Genomic DNA, 17,042 nt, shown 5'->3' with positions numbered 1-17,042 from the left:
ATGACTAAACATGCAATTTTAGTAATAGATATGCTAAACGATTTTGCTGATCCAAATGGAGTTTTATATTGCCCTAATAGTAGAAAAATAATACCCACAATGCAAAAACTATTTGATTGGGTTAGAGAAAGAAATAGAAATGGAAATGACGATGTCCAACTCATATTTATACAGGAAGCACATAGAAAAAATGATGCTGATTTTAAAGTAAGGCCAGTTCATGCTGTAAAAGGTACTTGGGGTTCGGACTTTATTGATGAATTAAGACCTTTGGATAATGAATATATTGTTCAAAAGAGAAGACATAGTGCATTTGCACACACAGACTTAGATTTATATTGCAGAGAGGAAAAAATAGATACAATAGTTGTTACTGGAACATGGACAAACGTATGTGTTAGGAGCTCTGCATCTGATGCATTGTATTATGCATATAAAGTTATAACTCTGAGCGATGCTGTACAATCAAAGACAGAGGAAATGCACTTAAGCGGATTGAGAGATTTAAGTATATTTACAAAAGTAATGACTGTAGATGAATATATTGAAGCCTGGGATAAGGGTGTTGATCCATGGGAAGGCGGAGGAGATAAAGAGAATAAAGTTGAATAACTAAGGCGAGCATTAGCTCGCCTAGTATTTAAACGAAAGTGGGGACAAAAATGCGTGTAATAGTTGGGATTACAGGCGGGAGTGGAGCAATCTATGCAGTATCTTTACTTAAAGCCTTAAATGAACTTAATATTGAAACTCATTTGGTAATTTCAAGAATGGGTGAATTTGTCTTAAACCAAGAATGCGATTTAAGTGTGAGCGAATTATCTAAATTAGCGAGCTATTATTATAAAAACGATGACTTTATGGCGCCTATTGCGAGTGGATCGTTTAAAGTTGATGGAATGGTTGTTGTTCCGTGTTCAATGAAAACTTTGTCTGCTATAGCTAATGGATACTCTGACAGCTTATTAACTAGAGCTTGTGATGTGGTTATTAAAGAAAGCAAGAAATTGGTATTAGTTCCCCGTGAAACACCGTTGAGTTCTATTCATCTAGAGAATATGCTAAAATTAAGCACATTAGGAATAAAAATATTACCTCCTATTGCTAGTTTCTACAACAATCCTAGTTCGATTGAAGACATAATCATACAATTTACAGGCAGGATTTTAGACAATTTAAATATTGAAAATAATTTAGTAAATCGATGGAATGGGAGGTGAAAGAGTGGAAACACAAATGCTTAGAGCAACTCTGGAAAAACTTAAAAATTTGAATGACTTACTTGAATGTAAGAAGAATGTATCTTCTGAATATGAATTAGGAGCTGTATTAAAACATTTTAACAACAAAACGCCTATTCTATTTAATAATGTTGATGGAGATAAAAAAAGAGCAATAGGCGGATTATACGGCAATAGAGATATAATATACAATTTAATGGGATTAGATAAAAAGAATCGCATTGATAAATTCATTAGTGCTTTAGTTAATCCTAAGGATTATAAAGTCGTAAAAGATGGGCCTGTTAAAGAAAATATAGTGAAGCGCAACATAGATTTGAAGAGATTATTCCCTATACCTAAATTTAATGAAAAAGATTCGTCTAGGTACATAACAGCAGGAGTATTGGTTGTCAAAGACAATGAAAAAGATGAGTATTATACATCTATTAGAAGATTCCAATACTTAGGAGGCAATAAATTATCAGTTTTAATAGCCTCGAAAAAATTAATGAACGATTTTTTGAAGAAAGAAAAACAAAATCAACCAATGGAAGTGGCGATAGTTCTAGGCTATGATGCTGAATTTCTTCTTGCAAGCCAATATAGTACAGATTTATATGGTGTAGACAAATACAGGATAGATAGCGCATTAAGAGATGAGCCTTTAGAACTTGTTAAATGCGAAACTGTAGATTTGCTAGTACCTGCTTATTGTGAAATAGTTTTAGAAGGCAGGATAGTCCCTGGCAAAAGAGAACCAGAAGGCCCTTTTGGTGAACTGATGGGCTACTATGGAATTGAGAAACCTCAACCTATTATTGAGATAGATGCAGTTATGTATAGAAATGACCCTATATTTCAAATAGCTTTTCCGTGTAGAGAGGAGCATGTTTCAAATGGAATGATTAGAGAAATTGAGCTATATACAAATTTGAATAAAGTTGTTGATGTTTCAGATGTTTATGTGACAGAAGGAGGAGGGTACAGATTCAATGCCGTTGCCTCTATAAGAAAGCATAATATTGGAGACGGTAAATCTGCAATTATATCGGGATTGGGATATAATAGTGAGCTAAAGCAAATTGTAATTGTTGATGACGATGTGGACATTTACGATCCTCAAGAAATCGAGTGGGCAATAACAACTAGAGCACAAGCAAGCAATGATTTTGTCATTATTCCATCTGCACTAGGTTCGGCATTAGAACCGTCTCATACTATAAATGGTACATCTGATAAAGTTGGAATAGATGCTACAAAGCCTATAACAGGTGATATAGAAAGATTTGAAAGGACAAAAATACCAGGGTTTGATAAAATAGATATTAATAAGTACTTTCCTACTATATAAAATAAGAAGGTGATTAAATGTTACAAGCTATGGGAATAGTTGAAGTTAAATCTTTAGTCGGAGCAATAGAAGCTGCTGACGCAATGTTGAAGGCAGCCAACGTAAAGTTGGCGGATTTTCAAATTGTAGGCTCGGGAATAGTATGTGTTACAGTAACAGGTGACGTAGGTGCTGTAATTGCTTCTGTAGAAAGCGGGAAAGAACATGCACAAAAGATTGCTGAAATAATATCTGTAAACGTAATTCCAAGACCACACGATGAGGTAGGAAAGATAATATAATGGTGGTGAAATAAATGGTAAATCCATTAGCAAGGGTTATTATGAGCAATATAACAAAAGATATCAAGGTAGATAATTCTTCGCAAAAAAAAATAAATAGCTATGATATCTTAGTTGATAAAGAAGAAAACATACTAAGAGCTTTGCTTAAAGGCAATACAGAGCAATGTTACGAAAATGACGAATCACAAAGTATTTCATCAGAAATGATAACAATTGAGCAACTAGCTGAAAAACTAAAAAGGGGGGAATAGACTGTGGAGAATGCCCTAGGACATATTGAGACATTGGGTTTGGGAACTGCTATAGCTGCGTTAGATGCTTCTTGCAAGGCTGCTGAAGTTACACTAATCGGATTTGAAAAAATCATAGGTGTGGCACAAGGGGTTGGCGTAAATATCCAAATAGCAGGCGAAGTATCTGCCGTAAAAGCTGCAGTTGAAGCAGGCGTAGAAGCCGGCAATAGAGTTGGCAAAGTTATTTCTAGCAATGTTATTCCAAGACCACACGAAGAAGTTGATAAATTGATAGAAAAGTTTAAGATGTCGCCAACACAAGAAAAATCAGAACAAAATACTAAAAATAAATCTGAAAAAAAAGATACCAATAAGGAGGAAAAATAAATGAGTCAAGCACTAGGTATGGTTGAAACAAAAGGATTAGTAGGTGCAATAGAAGCAGCAGATGCAATGGTTAAAGCAGCAAATGTAACAATTGTTGGATACGATAAGATAGGATTTGGATTGGTTACAGTAATGGTAAGAGGAGATGTTGGAGCTGTAAAAGCTGCAGTAGATGCTGGAGCAGAAGCTGCAAGATCTGTAGGAGAATTACATTCAGTTCATGTTATTCCAAGACCACATGCAGAGGTAGAAAGGGTTATTTTATCAAAATATGAATAATCATTGGAGTGTTATAGATGCCAAAAGACAATTTGGTTTCAAGAGTTATCAATCAAATAGGTTATAAATTGGATACTAATCAAACGGGTAGCTCAAGTAAGAATATATTAATTGCCATAAATGGTACTGATTCAAGTTTAGATAAAAAGCTATCAAATATATATGCTCAGTTTTCTAAGGAATACAACTTTATAATAGCTTATTCTTTCACTGCTTCGCAAATATTGGATATAGAGTCTATAAATCAAATTTTGAAGGCAAAATATATTTTTACAGAAGATAGCTTATTTGATCTTGATCATAATTTACAACTATTTGACACACTAATATGCCCTAATATAACCATCAATACACTTTCAAAAGTTGTATCAGGAAACATAGACACATATATTTCAAACTTGATATGGGCATCTCTTTATTTTGATAAAACCACATATATAGATTTTGAAAACTGCAAAAAATTTATGTCTTTTGAAACAAAGAATAAAACTATGAAAAATCAGATTGATCAAAAAATAAGAGAGATAATGAGTATGGGAGCAGTAGAAATTGTATATCCTTTATATGATTTCAAGATTAAGGGAACCAGAAGATATGATAGTGAGTTTAAATCAAAAATAGTGATAACAGATAGAGATGTTGATGCCATAAATGTCGGAGAAGAATTGCATTTACCATATGGAAGCATAATTACTCCTTTAGCTAAAGACAAAATTAGAGATAGAAACATAAAAATTGTTATTGATATGGAGGCTAAGAAATGAATTTAGGGAAAGTTATAGGAACTATAGTAGCTACTAGAAAAGATGATAAATTGATAGGGACTAAATTGATGTTAACTCAGCCTCTAAATATTGATTTAGAACCAATTGGAGAAGCTATCATAGCTGTAGATACAGTAGGTGCTGGAATTGGGGAATTAATAATTTATGTAAAAGGTACGGCAAGCAGAATTGCAGCTCGAAAAATGGACTCACCAATAGATGCTGCTATAGTTGGAATTGTGGATGTAATATCAAAGTAATTATAATCTTAGGTGGTGATCCAGCATGTATACAGAATATTTGAAGAAATCTTTAGAATATAGGAAAATGATTGATGTTTTAATGGGCAAGGATTTTGCAGACTTAGTTTTATTAAATGGAAATGTGATAAATGTCATTTCTAAAGAAATTTATAAAGCGGATATTGCAATTAAAGGTAAGTATATCTTATTAGTTGGAGATTGTAGAAATCTTATAGGACCAAATACAGTAAAAGTAGATGTGTCAGGCAAATATTTATCACCAGGCTTCGTAGATTCCCACATGCACTTTGAATCTAGCATGCTCACAATCACTGAGTTTTCTAGGTTGTCAATTCCATCAGGGACTACAACTCTCATTGCTGATCCACATGAGATTGGCAACGCATTAGGCCCTTTAGGTATAAAAGCTATGGCTGATGAAATTGACAATGTTCCTAATAAAGTTTATCTAGTAGTCCCTGCTTTAACACCAGATAGCCCCAGTTTAGAGACAGCAGGATATGATATAAACTCTAAAGACATGGAAGATTTATTAAATTATAAACATATAATAGGAATTGGAGAACTCCAGGGTTTTAGCAATGCTAGACATGTCTATGACAACACACCTGAGATAATTGACGATTTATTGGCATCTACAATGTATGCAAAATCTAATAATATGATAGTAGATGGGAATGCACCTGAGTTGTTTGGCAATGAATTAGCTGCTCATATACTTGCAACAGGAGGAAAATGCTCATGTCATGAAACTACAACAAAAGAGGAAGCTATTGAGAAATTAAGGCAAGGTGTATATCTCTTTATGAGAGAAGGTTCTACACAAAAAAACATGAGTGAATGCATTAAAGCAGTGACTGAGAGTAATATGGACTCCAGAAGATGTATTCTTGCTACAGATGACATGTTAGCAAATGATTTAGAAACTCTAGGCCATATGAACGAAATAATTCGCCGTACTATTAGAGAGGGAGTTGATCCCGTAGAAGCTATACAGATGGCTACTATAAACCCAGCTACATATTTTGGACTTTCAGAGATTGGGTGTTTAGCTCCTGGGAAATACGCAGATATTGCTGTGATAGATGATCTGCATAATATGGTTGTATCTGCGTGTTTTATCAATGGTGAATTAGTTGCTGCAAATGGTGAACTAATAACAAATTTGCCATCATATACTTATCCGGACAATGTAAAGAACTCAGTTAAAAGAGTTCATATAAACGAGAGAGATTTGGAAATACATTCTGTAAATAATAAAGAGAAAGTACGATGCATTAAACTTATACCTGATCAAAATCTTACAGGGAAATATGAGCCTGTAATCAACACTAAAAACGGACTTGTTTTGCCAGATGTTAACAATGATGTATTGGAGATTGCCTGTATAGAAAGATATGGAAGAAATAATAATATAGGAAAAGCATTTGTAAATGGCTTTGGTATAAAGGACGGCGCTTTAGCAGAATCTGTCGCACACGATACTCATAACTTATTAGTAGTAGGCACTAACTTAAAAGATATGATTAGTGCTGTAAATGCGGTTATTGATATGGGTGGAGGATTAGCTGTATCAAAAAATGGACGAATAATTTCACAATTGCGATTACCAGTTGGAGGACTAATAACTGATGAATTAAATGGGCATGAAGTGAGTGAAAAAATAAAAGAAATTGAAATGATAGCAAGAGAGCAGCTGCATTGTACTGTACATTCTCCATTTATGCATCTTTCTTTCTTGGCTTTATCAACATCTCCCGCATGGAAAATAACAGATAGAGGATTAATTGACGTTAATAATTTTAAAGTGTTATCACCAATTGCTGAATAAATATTTATATATTCAAATCTATTAGAAAAGGAGGATATTTTTTTATTATTCGAAAGGGGGAGAACACATGGAAAATAGTTTTTTTGAAAAAAGATTTAAGCTAAAGGAAAATGGCACCGATGTTAAAACTGAGCTTATTGCTGGTCTAACTACGTTTATGACAATGGCGTATATTTTAATTGTAAACCCAAGTATACTTTCTGAAGCAGGCATGGATTGGGGTGGAGTATTTACTGCAACAGCATTAGCTTCGTTAATAGCATGTATTGCAATGGCCCTATTGTCTAATTATCCTTTTGCATTAGCTCCGGGAATGGGATTAAATGCTTTTTTTACTTATACCGTTGTTTTTCAGATGGGAAAATCTTGGCAATTTGCTTTAACAGCTGTCTTTATCGAAGGTATAATTTTCATTATCTTGTCATTGTTCAAAGTCAGAGAAGCAATTTTTAATGCTATTCCAATGAATTTAAAGAAAGCTGTATCTGTTGGAATAGGATTATTCATTGCACTTATTGGTTTTGTAAATGCAGGCATAGTTACTGCAAATGGCGGGACCATAATTGGATTAGGAGATTTATCTTCTAAAGGAGCAATTTTGTCGATAATTGGGATCATTATTATGGCTGTATTATCATACAGAAAGGTAAAGGGCTCATTACTTATTGGCATACTTATAACTACTATCATAGGTATATTTATGGGGGTAGCAGAATTACCATCTAGCATTCTAAAATTACCGCCATCTTTAGCTCCAGTAGCTTTTAAGTTTGAATGGAACAATGTTTTTACTTTTGACATGCTAATTGTCGTGTTCACATTTTTATTTGTAGATATATTTGATACAGTAGGAACATTGATAGGTGTTTCTCAGAAAGCAAATATGTTGGATAAAGATGGTAAATTACCAAAAGCTAGTCAAGCATTGCTTGCTGATGCAATTGGAACAACTGTTGGAGCTTGTTTAGGAACAAGTACTGTAACAACATATGTTGAATCAGCTGCAGGAGTATCAGAAGGTGGAAGGACAGGTTTGACATCTTTGACAGTTGGTTTTATGTTCTTAATCGCTTTGTTCTTTTCACCAATTTTTAGTATTATACCAGCTCAAGCTACTGCTCCAGCATTGATACTTGTTGGTTTAGCTATGATGAGTCAAGTTGGCGAAATTGATTTTAAAGATTATACAGAGGCAGTGCCTGCGTTTTTAACTATAGTCATGATGCCATTTGCTTACAGCATAGCCCAAGGTATTGTTTTCGGAATGGTTTCATATGTATTAATAAAATTATTGACAGGAAGATATAAGGAAGTTTCTGCTGTCATGTGGATTTTGGCTATACTATTCATTTTAAAAGAAATAATTTGACAATCAGTTTGTAAAAGCTGCTTCATTTGAATGAAGCAGCTTTTACAAAAGATTTGAGAGGTGAGGACTATGAAAGTTTACAAAGCAAATACTATAGAAGAGACATTAGATATATTATCAACGGTATCAAAATCCAAAGTAATAGCTGGTGGCACTGATTTAATTCTAGATTTGCGAAATAAAAAACTAGATATTGAATGCTTAGTTGACATAACATCAATTGATGAACTCAATAGAATAGACATATTAAATGATGAATACATAATTGGCAGTGCAGTACCATTTTCTAAAATATTGGAATTTTCATATTCTAATAATTTGAAAGGATTTGTTAAAGCAATTGGTCAAATTGGTTCTCCACAAATTAGAAACAGGGGCACTATAGGTGGAAATCTGGCTAATGCATCGACTTCTGCTGATTCAGCGCCTGCTTTATTAGCTTTGGACGCAAAGGTATGTATAGCATCTAAAACTAATTCAGTGGAAATTCCAATGAGTGAATTTTATGATCATCTAAGGGATGATTTGAATGACGGAATAATAACATATATTAAATTTAAGGAACTAAGTCGCAATTCTTACCTTGGATTCGAAAAATTAGGGTTCAGAAAATCATTAGCAATTTCCAAATTATCAATTTCAACTAATATAACATTAAATGAGAGAAATGAAATAGAGAATATATTAATTGCTAGTGGAGCAATAGGCAAATTTCCAATGAGAGAATATGAAGTGGAATCTCAATTGTTGAATAGAAAGTTAGATAATGATTCAATTGGTTTAGCTATTACTACAATGAAAAGTATAATGTCTGAGAGACTTGGTCGAAGAACATCATTACCTTATAAGCAAAGTGCTATTGAATATATATTTAAAAATTGCTTTGAAGAAACAATTAACTATTTTAAGAGGTGCTGATATGTTTAAATTGGAGATAAATGTCAACGAAACAGACTATGAACTGGAAGTAGATGAGGGGAAAAGGCTAATAGATATATTGAGAGATGAATTGAGACTTACAGGAGTAAAAGAGGGCTGTAGTGAAGGAGAATGTGGTGCGTGTTCAGTAATAATGGATGGTAGACTTGTCAACTCATGCCTTGTTATGGCATTTCAAGCATCAAGGAGTAAGATACTTACAGTAGAAGGATTAAGCAAAGATGGAGATATAAACTACATCCAGAAAGCTTTTATTGAAGCAGGAGCAGTTCAATGTGGTTATTGCACTCCCGGCATGATATTAGCTGCAAAAGCTATTTTAGATAATAATCCAAACCCTACTTTAGAAGAAATAAGAGAGAATATTTCTGGTAATCTATGCAGATGTACTGGATATGAGAAAATTGTAAAAGCCGTCGAAATTGCAGGGGGGTACTTAAATGGAACAAAAGCATATAGGAAATAGCATAAGTAGAATTGATTCATTGGCGAAAGTAACTGGTGAAGCGATGTATCCACAAGACTATTATTTTGATAATATGCTATACGGAATGACATTAAGGTCAAAATATCCTTATGCAAAGATCAGTATCGATATAACTGAAGCTCAAAATTTACCAGGCGTTGTCAGAATATTCACTAATAAAGATGTTCCCAACAATGCTCATGGCGTACTTCATAAAGACCAATTGGTTTTTTGTGAAGATGTAGTCCGAAGAATAGGAGATCCGATAGCTTTTATAGTAGCTGAAACAAAAAAGATATGTGAAGAAGCTATGAATAAAATAATAGTTAAATACGAAGTATTGAATCCTATATTAGATCCAATCGAAGCAATGAAGGAAGATTCAGTTAAAATTCATGGGGATAGCAATGTTTTATATCATTATAAATTGAGAAAAGGTGATGCACTAAAAGCATTAGAAGAGAGTTACTATGTAGCTAAAAACACATATAAAACTCATAGTGTAGACCATGGTTTTTTGCAACCTGAAGCTGGAATTAGTTATGTAGATGAATATGGAAATATAACAGTAATAGTAGCTACACAGTACCCTCATTACGATAGAGAGGAAATAGCTTATTGTTTAAATGTTCCATTAGAAAACATTCGAATAATAAATTCAAATGTCGGTGGTGCATTTGGTGGACGAGAAGATCTATCGCTTCAGGTTCATCTAGCTTTAGCTACTAAAGTATTAAATAGAGTTGTAAAATGTGTATATTCCAGAGAAGAATCTTTTGTTGCACACAGCAAGAGACATGCAATGATAATGAACTACGAAACGGGAGTAAACAAGGAGGGTTATATTACTGCTGTAAAAGCTGAGATAATTGGAGATACAGGAGCTTATGCATCATGGGGTGATAACGTTTTAAGAAAAGCAGGGGTTCATGCAACTGGTCCATATGTTGTTCCAAATGTTATGGTGGACAGTTATGCAGTATATACTAACAATCCATATGCTGGAGCAATGAGGGGATTTGGAGCAACCCAAGTTGCTGTAGCTTACGAACAACAAATGGACATTATAGCTCATGAATTAAATATGAGCCCAGTTGAGATTAGACTTAAGAACATATTGAAAGTGGGGTCTTATACCTCAACCGGGCAATTATTAAGCAATAGCGTACCGTTAGAACAATGCTTAAAAAGCATTGCCGAATAATTAATTAGCGAGGGAAAATCATGATAAAAAGAGGTAAAGGATTAGCTATATCATATTATGGCACTGGATACGGCAATGGGTATCCAGATGTATCTAATGCAAGAGTGAGACTAAATGATGATGGGAAGGTTTATATTTTTGTTGGTGGTACAGAAGTAGGACAAGGAGCGAAAACTGTATTTATTCAAATTGCAGCAGAAACTCTTAACATAAGTATCGATGAAATAATGTTGTTCAGTGAAGATACTTCAAATACACCTGATTCTGGGACTGCAGCAGCTAGCAGACAAACTTATAATACAGGGAATGCTATTAAAAAAGCATGTGAAAAATTCATTGAAGAATTGAAAATTAAAGCAATGGAGTTACTACAATTAGATTCAACCGAAGAATTAATTGTTTCTAATTCGAACATATACCTAAATTCAAGCGAGATGAATAAAGTTAGTTTCTTAGATATTGCTCATTATTTTAAAGATGAATTAATAGAGTCTCAAGCCAGTTTTACTGCTCATACTGTTGAAATGGACACTGAAACAGGACAAGGGGAACCATACTGGCCATACACTTTTAGTGCATGTGAAGTAGAGGTAGAGGTAAATACACTTACTGGTATTGTTAGTATTGTGCATGCAAGATTTGCACAAGATGTTGGGAAAGCAATAAACCCAAGTATGATTGAAGGACAAATAGATGGTGGTTTCTGCATGGGACTAGGGTACTGTTTATTTGAGGATTTAAATATAATTGAAGGAAGAATTACCAATGATAAATTTTCTAAATATTTATTGCCAACTTCGATGGATACAATTGACATAGAAAAAATAATCATCGAAGATCCTGAGTCTACAGCACCATTTGGAGCTAAAGGTATAGGTGAACCAGTTACAATACCAGTTGCACCAGCAATATTGAATGCAATTTATGACGCGATTAAAGTTAGGATTAATGAACTACCTGCAACACCAGATAAAATAATTAAGGCAATTAATAATAGCTTTAAACCGGAGGATTGACTATGAAGAATTTACTTGATGTATCGATGAAAAGAGAAAAGGCTGATTTTCTGTTTAAAAATGCAAAGATAATTGATGTATTTACGAATAATATAGTAAAAACGAATTTTGCAGTAAAAGATGGATATATTGTTGGGTTTGGGAATTATGAAGCTTTTGAAGAAATTGATTTGCATCACAATTATGTTGCTCCTTCGTTAATAGATGGTCATGTTCATATAGAATCTTCAAAGGTTACACCATCTCAATTCGCAAAGGCTATAGTACCACATGGGGTTTTAACAGTAGTAGCTGATCCACATGAAATCGCAAATGTAAAAGGTATGGAAGGCATTAGCTTTATGCTAGAAGATAGCAAAAAATTGCCGTTAGATGTGTATATTATGGCACCAAGTTGCGTACCAGCTACACCTTTTGAAAATTCAGGGGCACATATTGGAGTTGAAGAAATAGAGGAATTAATGTCAAATGATAGAGTTTTAGGGTTGGGTGAAGTAATGGATTATAATTCTGTTATAAACGGTGACCCTGAAATTTTGGGAAAGATTGAAACTGCGAAAAAGTTCAATAAGACAATAGATGGCCATTGTCCTGGAATTACAAAAGAAAATCTCTTCGCTTATGTGTTAGCGGGTATAAAGACTGAGCATGAGTGTACAAATATCGAGGAAATGTTCAATAGACTAGAGTTAGGAATGTATATACATATAAGAGAGGGATCAGCAGCTAGAAATTTATCAGAATTGATTAAAGGGGTTAATAAAAATTATCTAAGTAGAATGATGTTCTGCACTGATGATAGAGAGCCTTGTGATCTGATAAGAGATGGGAGTGTTGATAATAACATAAGAATGTCAATTTCGCTAGGACTAGAACCTATAGATTGTATAAAAATGGCTACATTAAACACAGCTTTAGCTTACAACTTAAAAGATATTGGAGCCATAGCACCAGGGTATAAAGCTAATTTTATAACATTTGCTGATTTATATGAGTTCAATGTATATGAAGTGTATAAACAAGGAGTTTTGGTTGCTAAAAACAATAAAGGACTATTTGAAACACAAAGTATAATTAATGAAAATTTAATAAATACTATAAATATGAAAAATTTGAGTAAAGAAGATTTGTTGCTAAGTAAAAATGGGAAACAAATAAATGTCATTAAAATTGAACCAGGGAATTTAGTGACTAAAAAAATTAAAATAGATGCCGATAAGTATTTTATGGGGACCGAATCAAACACCAAATATTCAAAGATCATTGTTGTAGAAAGGCACAAATACACTGGAAATTTTGGCCTAGGGCTAATTGAGGGTTTCAATATCACTAATGGAGCAATAGCATCTACTGTCGCTCATGATTCGCATAACGTAATAGCAATAGGCGATAATGATGATGATATTTTATTAGCAATCAACGAATTGAAGAAAATAGGTGGGGGAATTGTTTTAACTAGTAATTGCGAAATATTGGGAGTATTACCTCTAGAAATAGGAGGATTAATGTCAAATAAGTCATTAAATGAAGTATCTAATGAGTTGGAAATTTTAAAATCGATCGCACATAATAAGCTTCATGTGCCAAAAGAGATTGAACCATTTATGGCTTTATCATTTCTTGCATTACCAGTAATTCCAGAGATAAAAATTACGGATAGAGGCTTGTTTGATTCGGTGGAGAATAAATTTATTGATTTAATCGAGTAGACAGGAGGCGTTTAAATGAAGAACAAGGTTATTTTATTTATATCTTTTCTGATTGTTAGCTTGACAAGCATGTTAATAATAACAAAATCAGATGATATAATTATTATGATTGTATTAGCTGTGTTTTTATCTTTATTATTCACATTTATTGTCTATAGTTTTGGATTAAGAGTTAACTTCAAACAGTTTGAGGTACTGAAGCAAGAGAATGGCGCTGAAAAAATAGTAGATGTCAAGAATGATTACAGAGACCAAATTGCAGCATCATCTAATATCTATAAAATTTGCGAAGAATTATACTCTATTTCAGAGGATCAAACTCAAAATGCTGAATTAATCGAAAAAAAAGTTTCTATTATTGATGAAATGTCTGATAGACAATCAAACATGTTAACAGAAACTAAAAATTCTGCAGATTTTATTATGCACACTTTAGAAGAGTTGACTGAATCCATAAAAACTAAAACTGAATTTATTCAAGATTCAATAAGTTCAGCCCAATCTAGCATGAAAAATTCTGAAATAATAAGAGAAAGAGTTAAATTATCAAAGGATATGATGGAAAAGTCTACAGAAAGCATAATAAAAGTGAAGGAGTTTATGTCCGAAGTTGATTCGTTTTTAAATACAATTGAGGACATATCGAATAAAACTAAGATGTTGTCTTTAAATGCTTCTATAGAAGCGGCTAGAGCAGGAGAATATGGTAGAGGATTTGCGATAGTTGCATCTGAAGTTGGGAAATTAGCTACTCAAACTGAGATTGTGTCTTCTAAAATTACAGATTTAATTAAGAATTTAGAGGATGAAATACAAACTATTATTGTATCAATGATGGATGAAATGGAATACATGAAAGAAAATGATGGAATAATTGACAAAATAAATAGTGAATTTAAAGCAATAATTGAAAAGCTAAATTTAGGGAAAGAAAATTTAACGGGCATGTATCTAGAATCTGACAAGTCCAATCAAAAGATTTTTGATGTTTTGAATAATATTGATGATATAGCCAGAATTTCTTATGAAATTGCTCGGAACATGGATGAAACCAACGAACAAGCAGTAGCACAAAAGGAAAAATCATTGCTTTTAAAAAATAAGATAAATGATATTCGAGAAAATATAACAATTTTGCAACAAATAGTTGCTGGTAAAATAATGGAAGAAAAAATGTTAGAAAAGACAAATTTTGTTATAAATTTTGTTAAAGGGAAAAATTCTCTAACTGATGAAGATATTTTATATTTATTAAATGAAACCAATATGGATGCAATATATATAACTGACGAAGAAGGATACGTAATTTATTCAAATGAAAAAGGTTCAATAGGCTTGAACCTATATGAAGCAGATAAAACTTTTACAAGACTAAAGAATGGTGAAATAAAATACATTGCCACACCAATTAAAAAAAGAGTGGAGGACGGGAAATTATTTAAATTTTTAAGTGTAATTGGTGAGGACAAAAAATTATATGAGTTGGGATTATCTCTAGATTCGTTGATTAATAGTATGGAGTTATAATATGATAACAGGAATTATATTAGCTTCTGGTTTTTCTAATCGAATGAGGAAAAATAAGTTGATGATGAAATTAAATAATATGTCAATCATTGAAATGGTGATAAACAATGCTAAAAACTCTAAATTAGATGATCTCATATTGGTATACAGAAGCTCTGCACTATTAAAATTTACATTAGATATAGACATTCGATTGGTTTATAATGATAAAGCATATTTAGGGCAATCTGAGAGCATTAAATTGGGTGTATTGAATGCTTCAAAAAATTCTGATTATCTATTTTTACTAGGTGACCAGCCTTTTATTACGTCTGGTATTTTAGACAAAATAATAGATGAACACAATTCAAATAAAGAGAAGATTATAGTACCTTATTATAATGAGAAAAGAGGCAATCCTGTGTTGTTTCCTAATAAATTCAGGAATGAATTATTATCTTTATCTGGAGATGAGGGTGCAAGAAATATCATTTATAGGTACAAAGATGAGATAAAAAAATTATGTTTTAAAAATAGTATGTATAATATAGACATAGATAATATAGAAGATTATGAAAAAGCAAAAAAACTTTTATATAATTTTAACAATGAAGATAGAGAATAGATATGTTATTATACTGAATATAAATTAAAAGGGGCGATAAAATGTCAAAAAAATACATATTAGCAGTTCCTAATTTTAGTGACGGTAGGAGAGAAGATGTAATTAACCAAATTGCAGATGAAGTAAGAAAAGTTGAAGGGGTAAAATTAATAAGTGTAGAACCTGAATATGATTTTAACAGAACTGTATTAACAATAATTGGCGAACCAGAACCATTAAAGGAAGCTCTAATTAATATGGCTAGTAAATCCTACGAACTCATAGATATGAGGGAACAAAAAGGCACACATCCAAGAATAGGTGCTCAAGATACCATACCAATATTTCCATTGTCTAACATTTCATTAGAAGAATGCACCAAACTCGCCGAAGAAATTGGCCACGAACTATTTAACAGATTTAAGGTTCCAATTTATTTTTCAGGTGCTAATGCTCGAACTGAAGAAAAGAAAAGTATTTCATACATTAGAAAAGGGCAATATGAAGGACTCAAAGAATTATTGAAAGATAAAGATAATCCTGAGTATGAATCAAGAAAGCCTGATTTGTCGATAGATGGCAAATTAGATGAAAAATTAGGTGCAACAATTGTAAGCGCTGATCTAGAAGGTTTGACTGCCTTTAATGTATTTTTAGCAACTGAAGACATAAGTATAGCTAAAGAAATTGCAAAAGCTGTAAGAGGACCTAGTGGTGGTTTTTCTACTGTAAGAGCCGTAGGTATAAAATTCCCAGAAAGAAGTGGCGTAGTAGTTTCCATGAACATGTTTGACTGCAATCAAACACCACTATATAGAACTTTTGAATTTGTTAAGCAAGAAGCAATGAAATACGGAGTGTTAGTTACCGGTTCTGAGATTGTAGGGCCTGTAAAATTAGATCATATGTTGAACAATTTGTATTATTATATGGGATTAAAGGGATTTAGGAAAGATCAGATATTAGAAACACATCTTTTTGAATAGAGCTATATAGGCAAGGAGAAGAAATTTCTTCTTGCTTTTATTTTAATAATAAGACTTCAAATATTTATGATATAATTAATTAGAGTATATCATAGCAATCTGGTAATATGTCAAGAGATATTTTTTAAAAGGAACAAAAGAAAAAATTAAAAAAGCGTAACTTTAACAGAACCTACTATTTCAAAAAAAAAAAAAAAATAGGCTTGTGATTGAAAATATTTTATTGAATCTCTCCAACTTTATTTCTGGAGTAGATTTGATTTTTAGTCAGCAATCCAAAAATCAAACGTACTAATTTACGTGATGTAAGTGCGAGTGCTCTTTTATGTTGGTGAGTAGTCACTTCACCAAACTTTTTGTTGTAGTATTCTTTGTACTCTGGCAAATAGTTCTTAACACTGTTAGCAGCTTCAATTAAATAGTATCTAAGATACTTATTACCTGTTTTAGTCATGCTGGTATCTTCAGCAGTGTAGTCTCCTGATTGATTGACTCTCCAGGTTAAGCCAGCATATTTAGCTAAAGCATCGTGGGAATCAAAAGCATTGATGCTTCCAATTTCTGATAAAATGCCACTAGCTAAAACAGCCCCGATACCAGGAATAGATATTAAGGATTGATATTCAGT

Annotated in this window: 20 protein-coding genes; 19 read left to right on the top strand and 1 reads right to left on the bottom strand. The window is 32.7% G+C overall.

The window, feature by feature from the left end; genetic code table 11:
* From BO51_RS04830 to ftcD, 19 genes are all read left to right on the top strand, one after another.
* The gene (locus tag BO51_RS04830) at positions 1-612 is read left to right on the top strand and encodes a cysteine hydrolase family protein (RefSeq protein WP_496484510.1); all 612 of its coding nucleotides are present in this window, start codon (positions 1-3) and stop codon (positions 610-612) included.
* Between the two features lie 50 nt (positions 613-662).
* A complete protein-coding gene (locus tag BO51_RS04825) occupies positions 663-1,220 on the top strand; it encodes a UbiX family flavin prenyltransferase (protein WP_496484508.1) in 558 nt (185 codons plus the stop codon).
* Positions 1,221-1,224: 4 nt separating this feature from the next.
* Positions 1,225-2,574, top strand: coding sequence for a UbiD family decarboxylase (locus BO51_RS04820; protein ID WP_496484506.1), 1,350 nt, complete (start codon positions 1,225-1,227; stop codon positions 2,572-2,574).
* A gap of 17 nt (positions 2,575-2,591) precedes the next feature.
* The gene (locus BO51_RS04815) at positions 2,592-2,855 is read left to right on the top strand and encodes a BMC domain-containing protein (protein WP_496484504.1); all 264 of its coding nucleotides are present in this window, start codon (positions 2,592-2,594) and stop codon (positions 2,853-2,855) included.
* A 14-nt stretch (positions 2,856-2,869) separates the two neighbouring features.
* Entirely contained in the window at positions 2,870-3,109 is a 240-nt protein-coding gene (locus BO51_RS04810) for a hypothetical protein (protein WP_496484502.1), read from the top strand.
* A gap of 3 nt (positions 3,110-3,112) precedes the next feature.
* Positions 3,113-3,478 (top strand): BMC domain-containing protein, encoded by a 366-nt coding sequence (locus tag BO51_RS04805; protein WP_496484500.1) that lies wholly within the window; start codon positions 3,113-3,115, stop codon positions 3,476-3,478.
* A complete protein-coding gene (locus tag BO51_RS04800; protein ID WP_496484498.1) occupies positions 3,479-3,757 on the top strand; it encodes a BMC domain-containing protein in 279 nt (92 codons plus the stop codon). It abuts the gene before it with no gap.
* 17 nt (positions 3,758-3,774) lie between these two features.
* Positions 3,775-4,521 carry a hypothetical protein gene (locus tag BO51_RS04795; RefSeq protein ID WP_496484496.1) on the top strand — a complete coding sequence of 249 codons (747 nt, stop codon included), beginning with the start codon at positions 3,775-3,777 and terminating at the stop codon, positions 4,519-4,521.
* The gene (locus tag BO51_RS04790) at positions 4,518-4,781 is read left to right on the top strand and encodes a EutN/CcmL family microcompartment protein (protein ID WP_496484494.1); all 264 of its coding nucleotides are present in this window, start codon (positions 4,518-4,520) and stop codon (positions 4,779-4,781) included. Before BO51_RS04795 ends, BO51_RS04790 begins: the two co-directional genes overlap by 4 nt.
* 25 nt (positions 4,782-4,806) lie before the next feature.
* Positions 4,807-6,615: an adenine deaminase gene (gene ade / locus BO51_RS04785; RefSeq protein ID WP_496484491.1), complete on the top strand. Its 1,809-nt coding sequence runs from the start codon at positions 4,807-4,809 to the stop codon at positions 6,613-6,615.
* A gap of 67 nt (positions 6,616-6,682) precedes the next feature.
* Positions 6,683-7,984 carry an NCS2 family permease gene (locus BO51_RS04780; RefSeq protein WP_496484489.1) on the top strand — a complete coding sequence of 434 codons (1,302 nt, stop codon included), beginning with the start codon at positions 6,683-6,685 and terminating at the stop codon, positions 7,982-7,984.
* 69 nt (positions 7,985-8,053) lie between these two features.
* Positions 8,054-8,902: an FAD binding domain-containing protein gene (locus BO51_RS04775; protein WP_496484487.1), complete on the top strand. Its 849-nt coding sequence runs from the start codon at positions 8,054-8,056 to the stop codon at positions 8,900-8,902.
* Position 8,903: 1 nt separating this feature from the next.
* A complete protein-coding gene (locus BO51_RS04770) occupies positions 8,904-9,389 on the top strand; it encodes a (2Fe-2S)-binding protein (RefSeq protein ID WP_496484486.1) in 486 nt (161 codons plus the stop codon).
* Positions 9,364-10,593: a xanthine dehydrogenase family protein molybdopterin-binding subunit gene (locus tag BO51_RS04765; protein ID WP_496484484.1), complete on the top strand. Its 1,230-nt coding sequence runs from the start codon at positions 9,364-9,366 to the stop codon at positions 10,591-10,593. The genes BO51_RS04770 and BO51_RS04765 overlap by 26 nt, the downstream gene beginning before the upstream one ends.
* A 20-nt stretch (positions 10,594-10,613) precedes the next feature.
* Positions 10,614-11,609 carry a xanthine dehydrogenase family protein molybdopterin-binding subunit gene (locus BO51_RS04760; RefSeq protein WP_496484482.1) on the top strand — a complete coding sequence of 332 codons (996 nt, stop codon included), beginning with the start codon at positions 10,614-10,616 and terminating at the stop codon, positions 11,607-11,609.
* Positions 11,610-11,611: 2 nt separating this feature from the next.
* The gene (gene ade / locus BO51_RS04755) at positions 11,612-13,318 is read left to right on the top strand and encodes an adenine deaminase (RefSeq protein ID WP_496484480.1); all 1,707 of its coding nucleotides are present in this window, start codon (positions 11,612-11,614) and stop codon (positions 13,316-13,318) included.
* A 15-nt stretch (positions 13,319-13,333) separates the two neighbouring features.
* Positions 13,334-14,845 (top strand): methyl-accepting chemotaxis protein, encoded by a 1,512-nt coding sequence (locus BO51_RS04750; RefSeq protein WP_496484479.1) that lies wholly within the window; start codon positions 13,334-13,336, stop codon positions 14,843-14,845.
* 1 nt (position 14,846) lies between these two features.
* Positions 14,847-15,449, top strand: a complete 603-nt coding sequence (locus BO51_RS04745) for a nucleotidyltransferase family protein (protein WP_496484477.1) — start codon at positions 14,847-14,849, stop codon at positions 15,447-15,449.
* A gap of 41 nt (positions 15,450-15,490) precedes the next feature.
* Positions 15,491-16,414, top strand: coding sequence for a glutamate formimidoyltransferase (gene ftcD / locus BO51_RS04740; protein WP_496484475.1), 924 nt, complete (start codon positions 15,491-15,493; stop codon positions 16,412-16,414).
* A 220-nt stretch (positions 16,415-16,634) separates the two neighbouring features.
* On the opposite strand, the gene BO51_RS04735 is transcribed toward ftcD, so the two are convergent.
* Positions 16,635-17,042, bottom strand: a 408-nt coding sequence (locus tag BO51_RS04735; RefSeq protein ID WP_496484473.1) for a transposase, incomplete at its 5' end; no start/stop codon positions are given.

Source organism: Soehngenia saccharolytica DSM 12858 (assembly GCF_059568515.1).
Note: the sequence above shows the minus strand (reverse complement) of the source record. Positions and strands in the feature narration are given on the sequence as shown.

Coding starts and splice junctions, on each gene's coding strand:
- BO51_RS04795 (WP_496484496.1), top strand. CDS start 3,775: ATGCCAAAAGACAATTTGGTTTCAAGAGTTATCAATCAAATAGGTTAT.
- BO51_RS04810 (WP_496484502.1), top strand. CDS start 2,870: ATGGTAAATCCATTAGCAAGGGTTATTATGAGCAATATAACAAAAGAT.
- BO51_RS04765 (WP_496484484.1), top strand. CDS start 9,364: ATGGAACAAAAGCATATAGGAAATAGCATAAGTAGAATTGATTCATTG.
- BO51_RS04830 (WP_496484510.1), top strand. CDS start 1: ATGACTAAACATGCAATTTTAGTAATAGATATGCTAAACGATTTTGCT.
- BO51_RS04815 (WP_496484504.1), top strand. CDS start 2,592: ATGTTACAAGCTATGGGAATAGTTGAAGTTAAATCTTTAGTCGGAGCA.
- BO51_RS04760 (WP_496484482.1), top strand. CDS start 10,614: ATGATAAAAAGAGGTAAAGGATTAGCTATATCATATTATGGCACTGGA.
- BO51_RS04750 (WP_496484479.1), top strand. CDS start 13,334: ATGAAGAACAAGGTTATTTTATTTATATCTTTTCTGATTGTTAGCTTG.
- BO51_RS04745 (WP_496484477.1), top strand. CDS start 14,847: ATGATAACAGGAATTATATTAGCTTCTGGTTTTTCTAATCGAATGAGG.
- BO51_RS04775 (WP_496484487.1), top strand. CDS start 8,054: ATGAAAGTTTACAAAGCAAATACTATAGAAGAGACATTAGATATATTA.
- BO51_RS04790 (WP_496484494.1), top strand. CDS start 4,518: ATGAATTTAGGGAAAGTTATAGGAACTATAGTAGCTACTAGAAAAGAT.
- ade (WP_496484480.1), top strand. CDS start 11,612: ATGAAGAATTTACTTGATGTATCGATGAAAAGAGAAAAGGCTGATTTT.
- ftcD (WP_496484475.1), top strand. CDS start 15,491: ATGTCAAAAAAATACATATTAGCAGTTCCTAATTTTAGTGACGGTAGG.
- BO51_RS04780 (WP_496484489.1), top strand. CDS start 6,683: ATGGAAAATAGTTTTTTTGAAAAAAGATTTAAGCTAAAGGAAAATGGC.
- BO51_RS04770 (WP_496484486.1), top strand. CDS start 8,904: ATGTTTAAATTGGAGATAAATGTCAACGAAACAGACTATGAACTGGAA.
- BO51_RS04825 (WP_496484508.1), top strand. CDS start 663: ATGCGTGTAATAGTTGGGATTACAGGCGGGAGTGGAGCAATCTATGCA.
- BO51_RS04800 (WP_496484498.1), top strand. CDS start 3,479: ATGAGTCAAGCACTAGGTATGGTTGAAACAAAAGGATTAGTAGGTGCA.
- ade (WP_496484491.1), top strand. CDS start 4,807: ATGTATACAGAATATTTGAAGAAATCTTTAGAATATAGGAAAATGATT.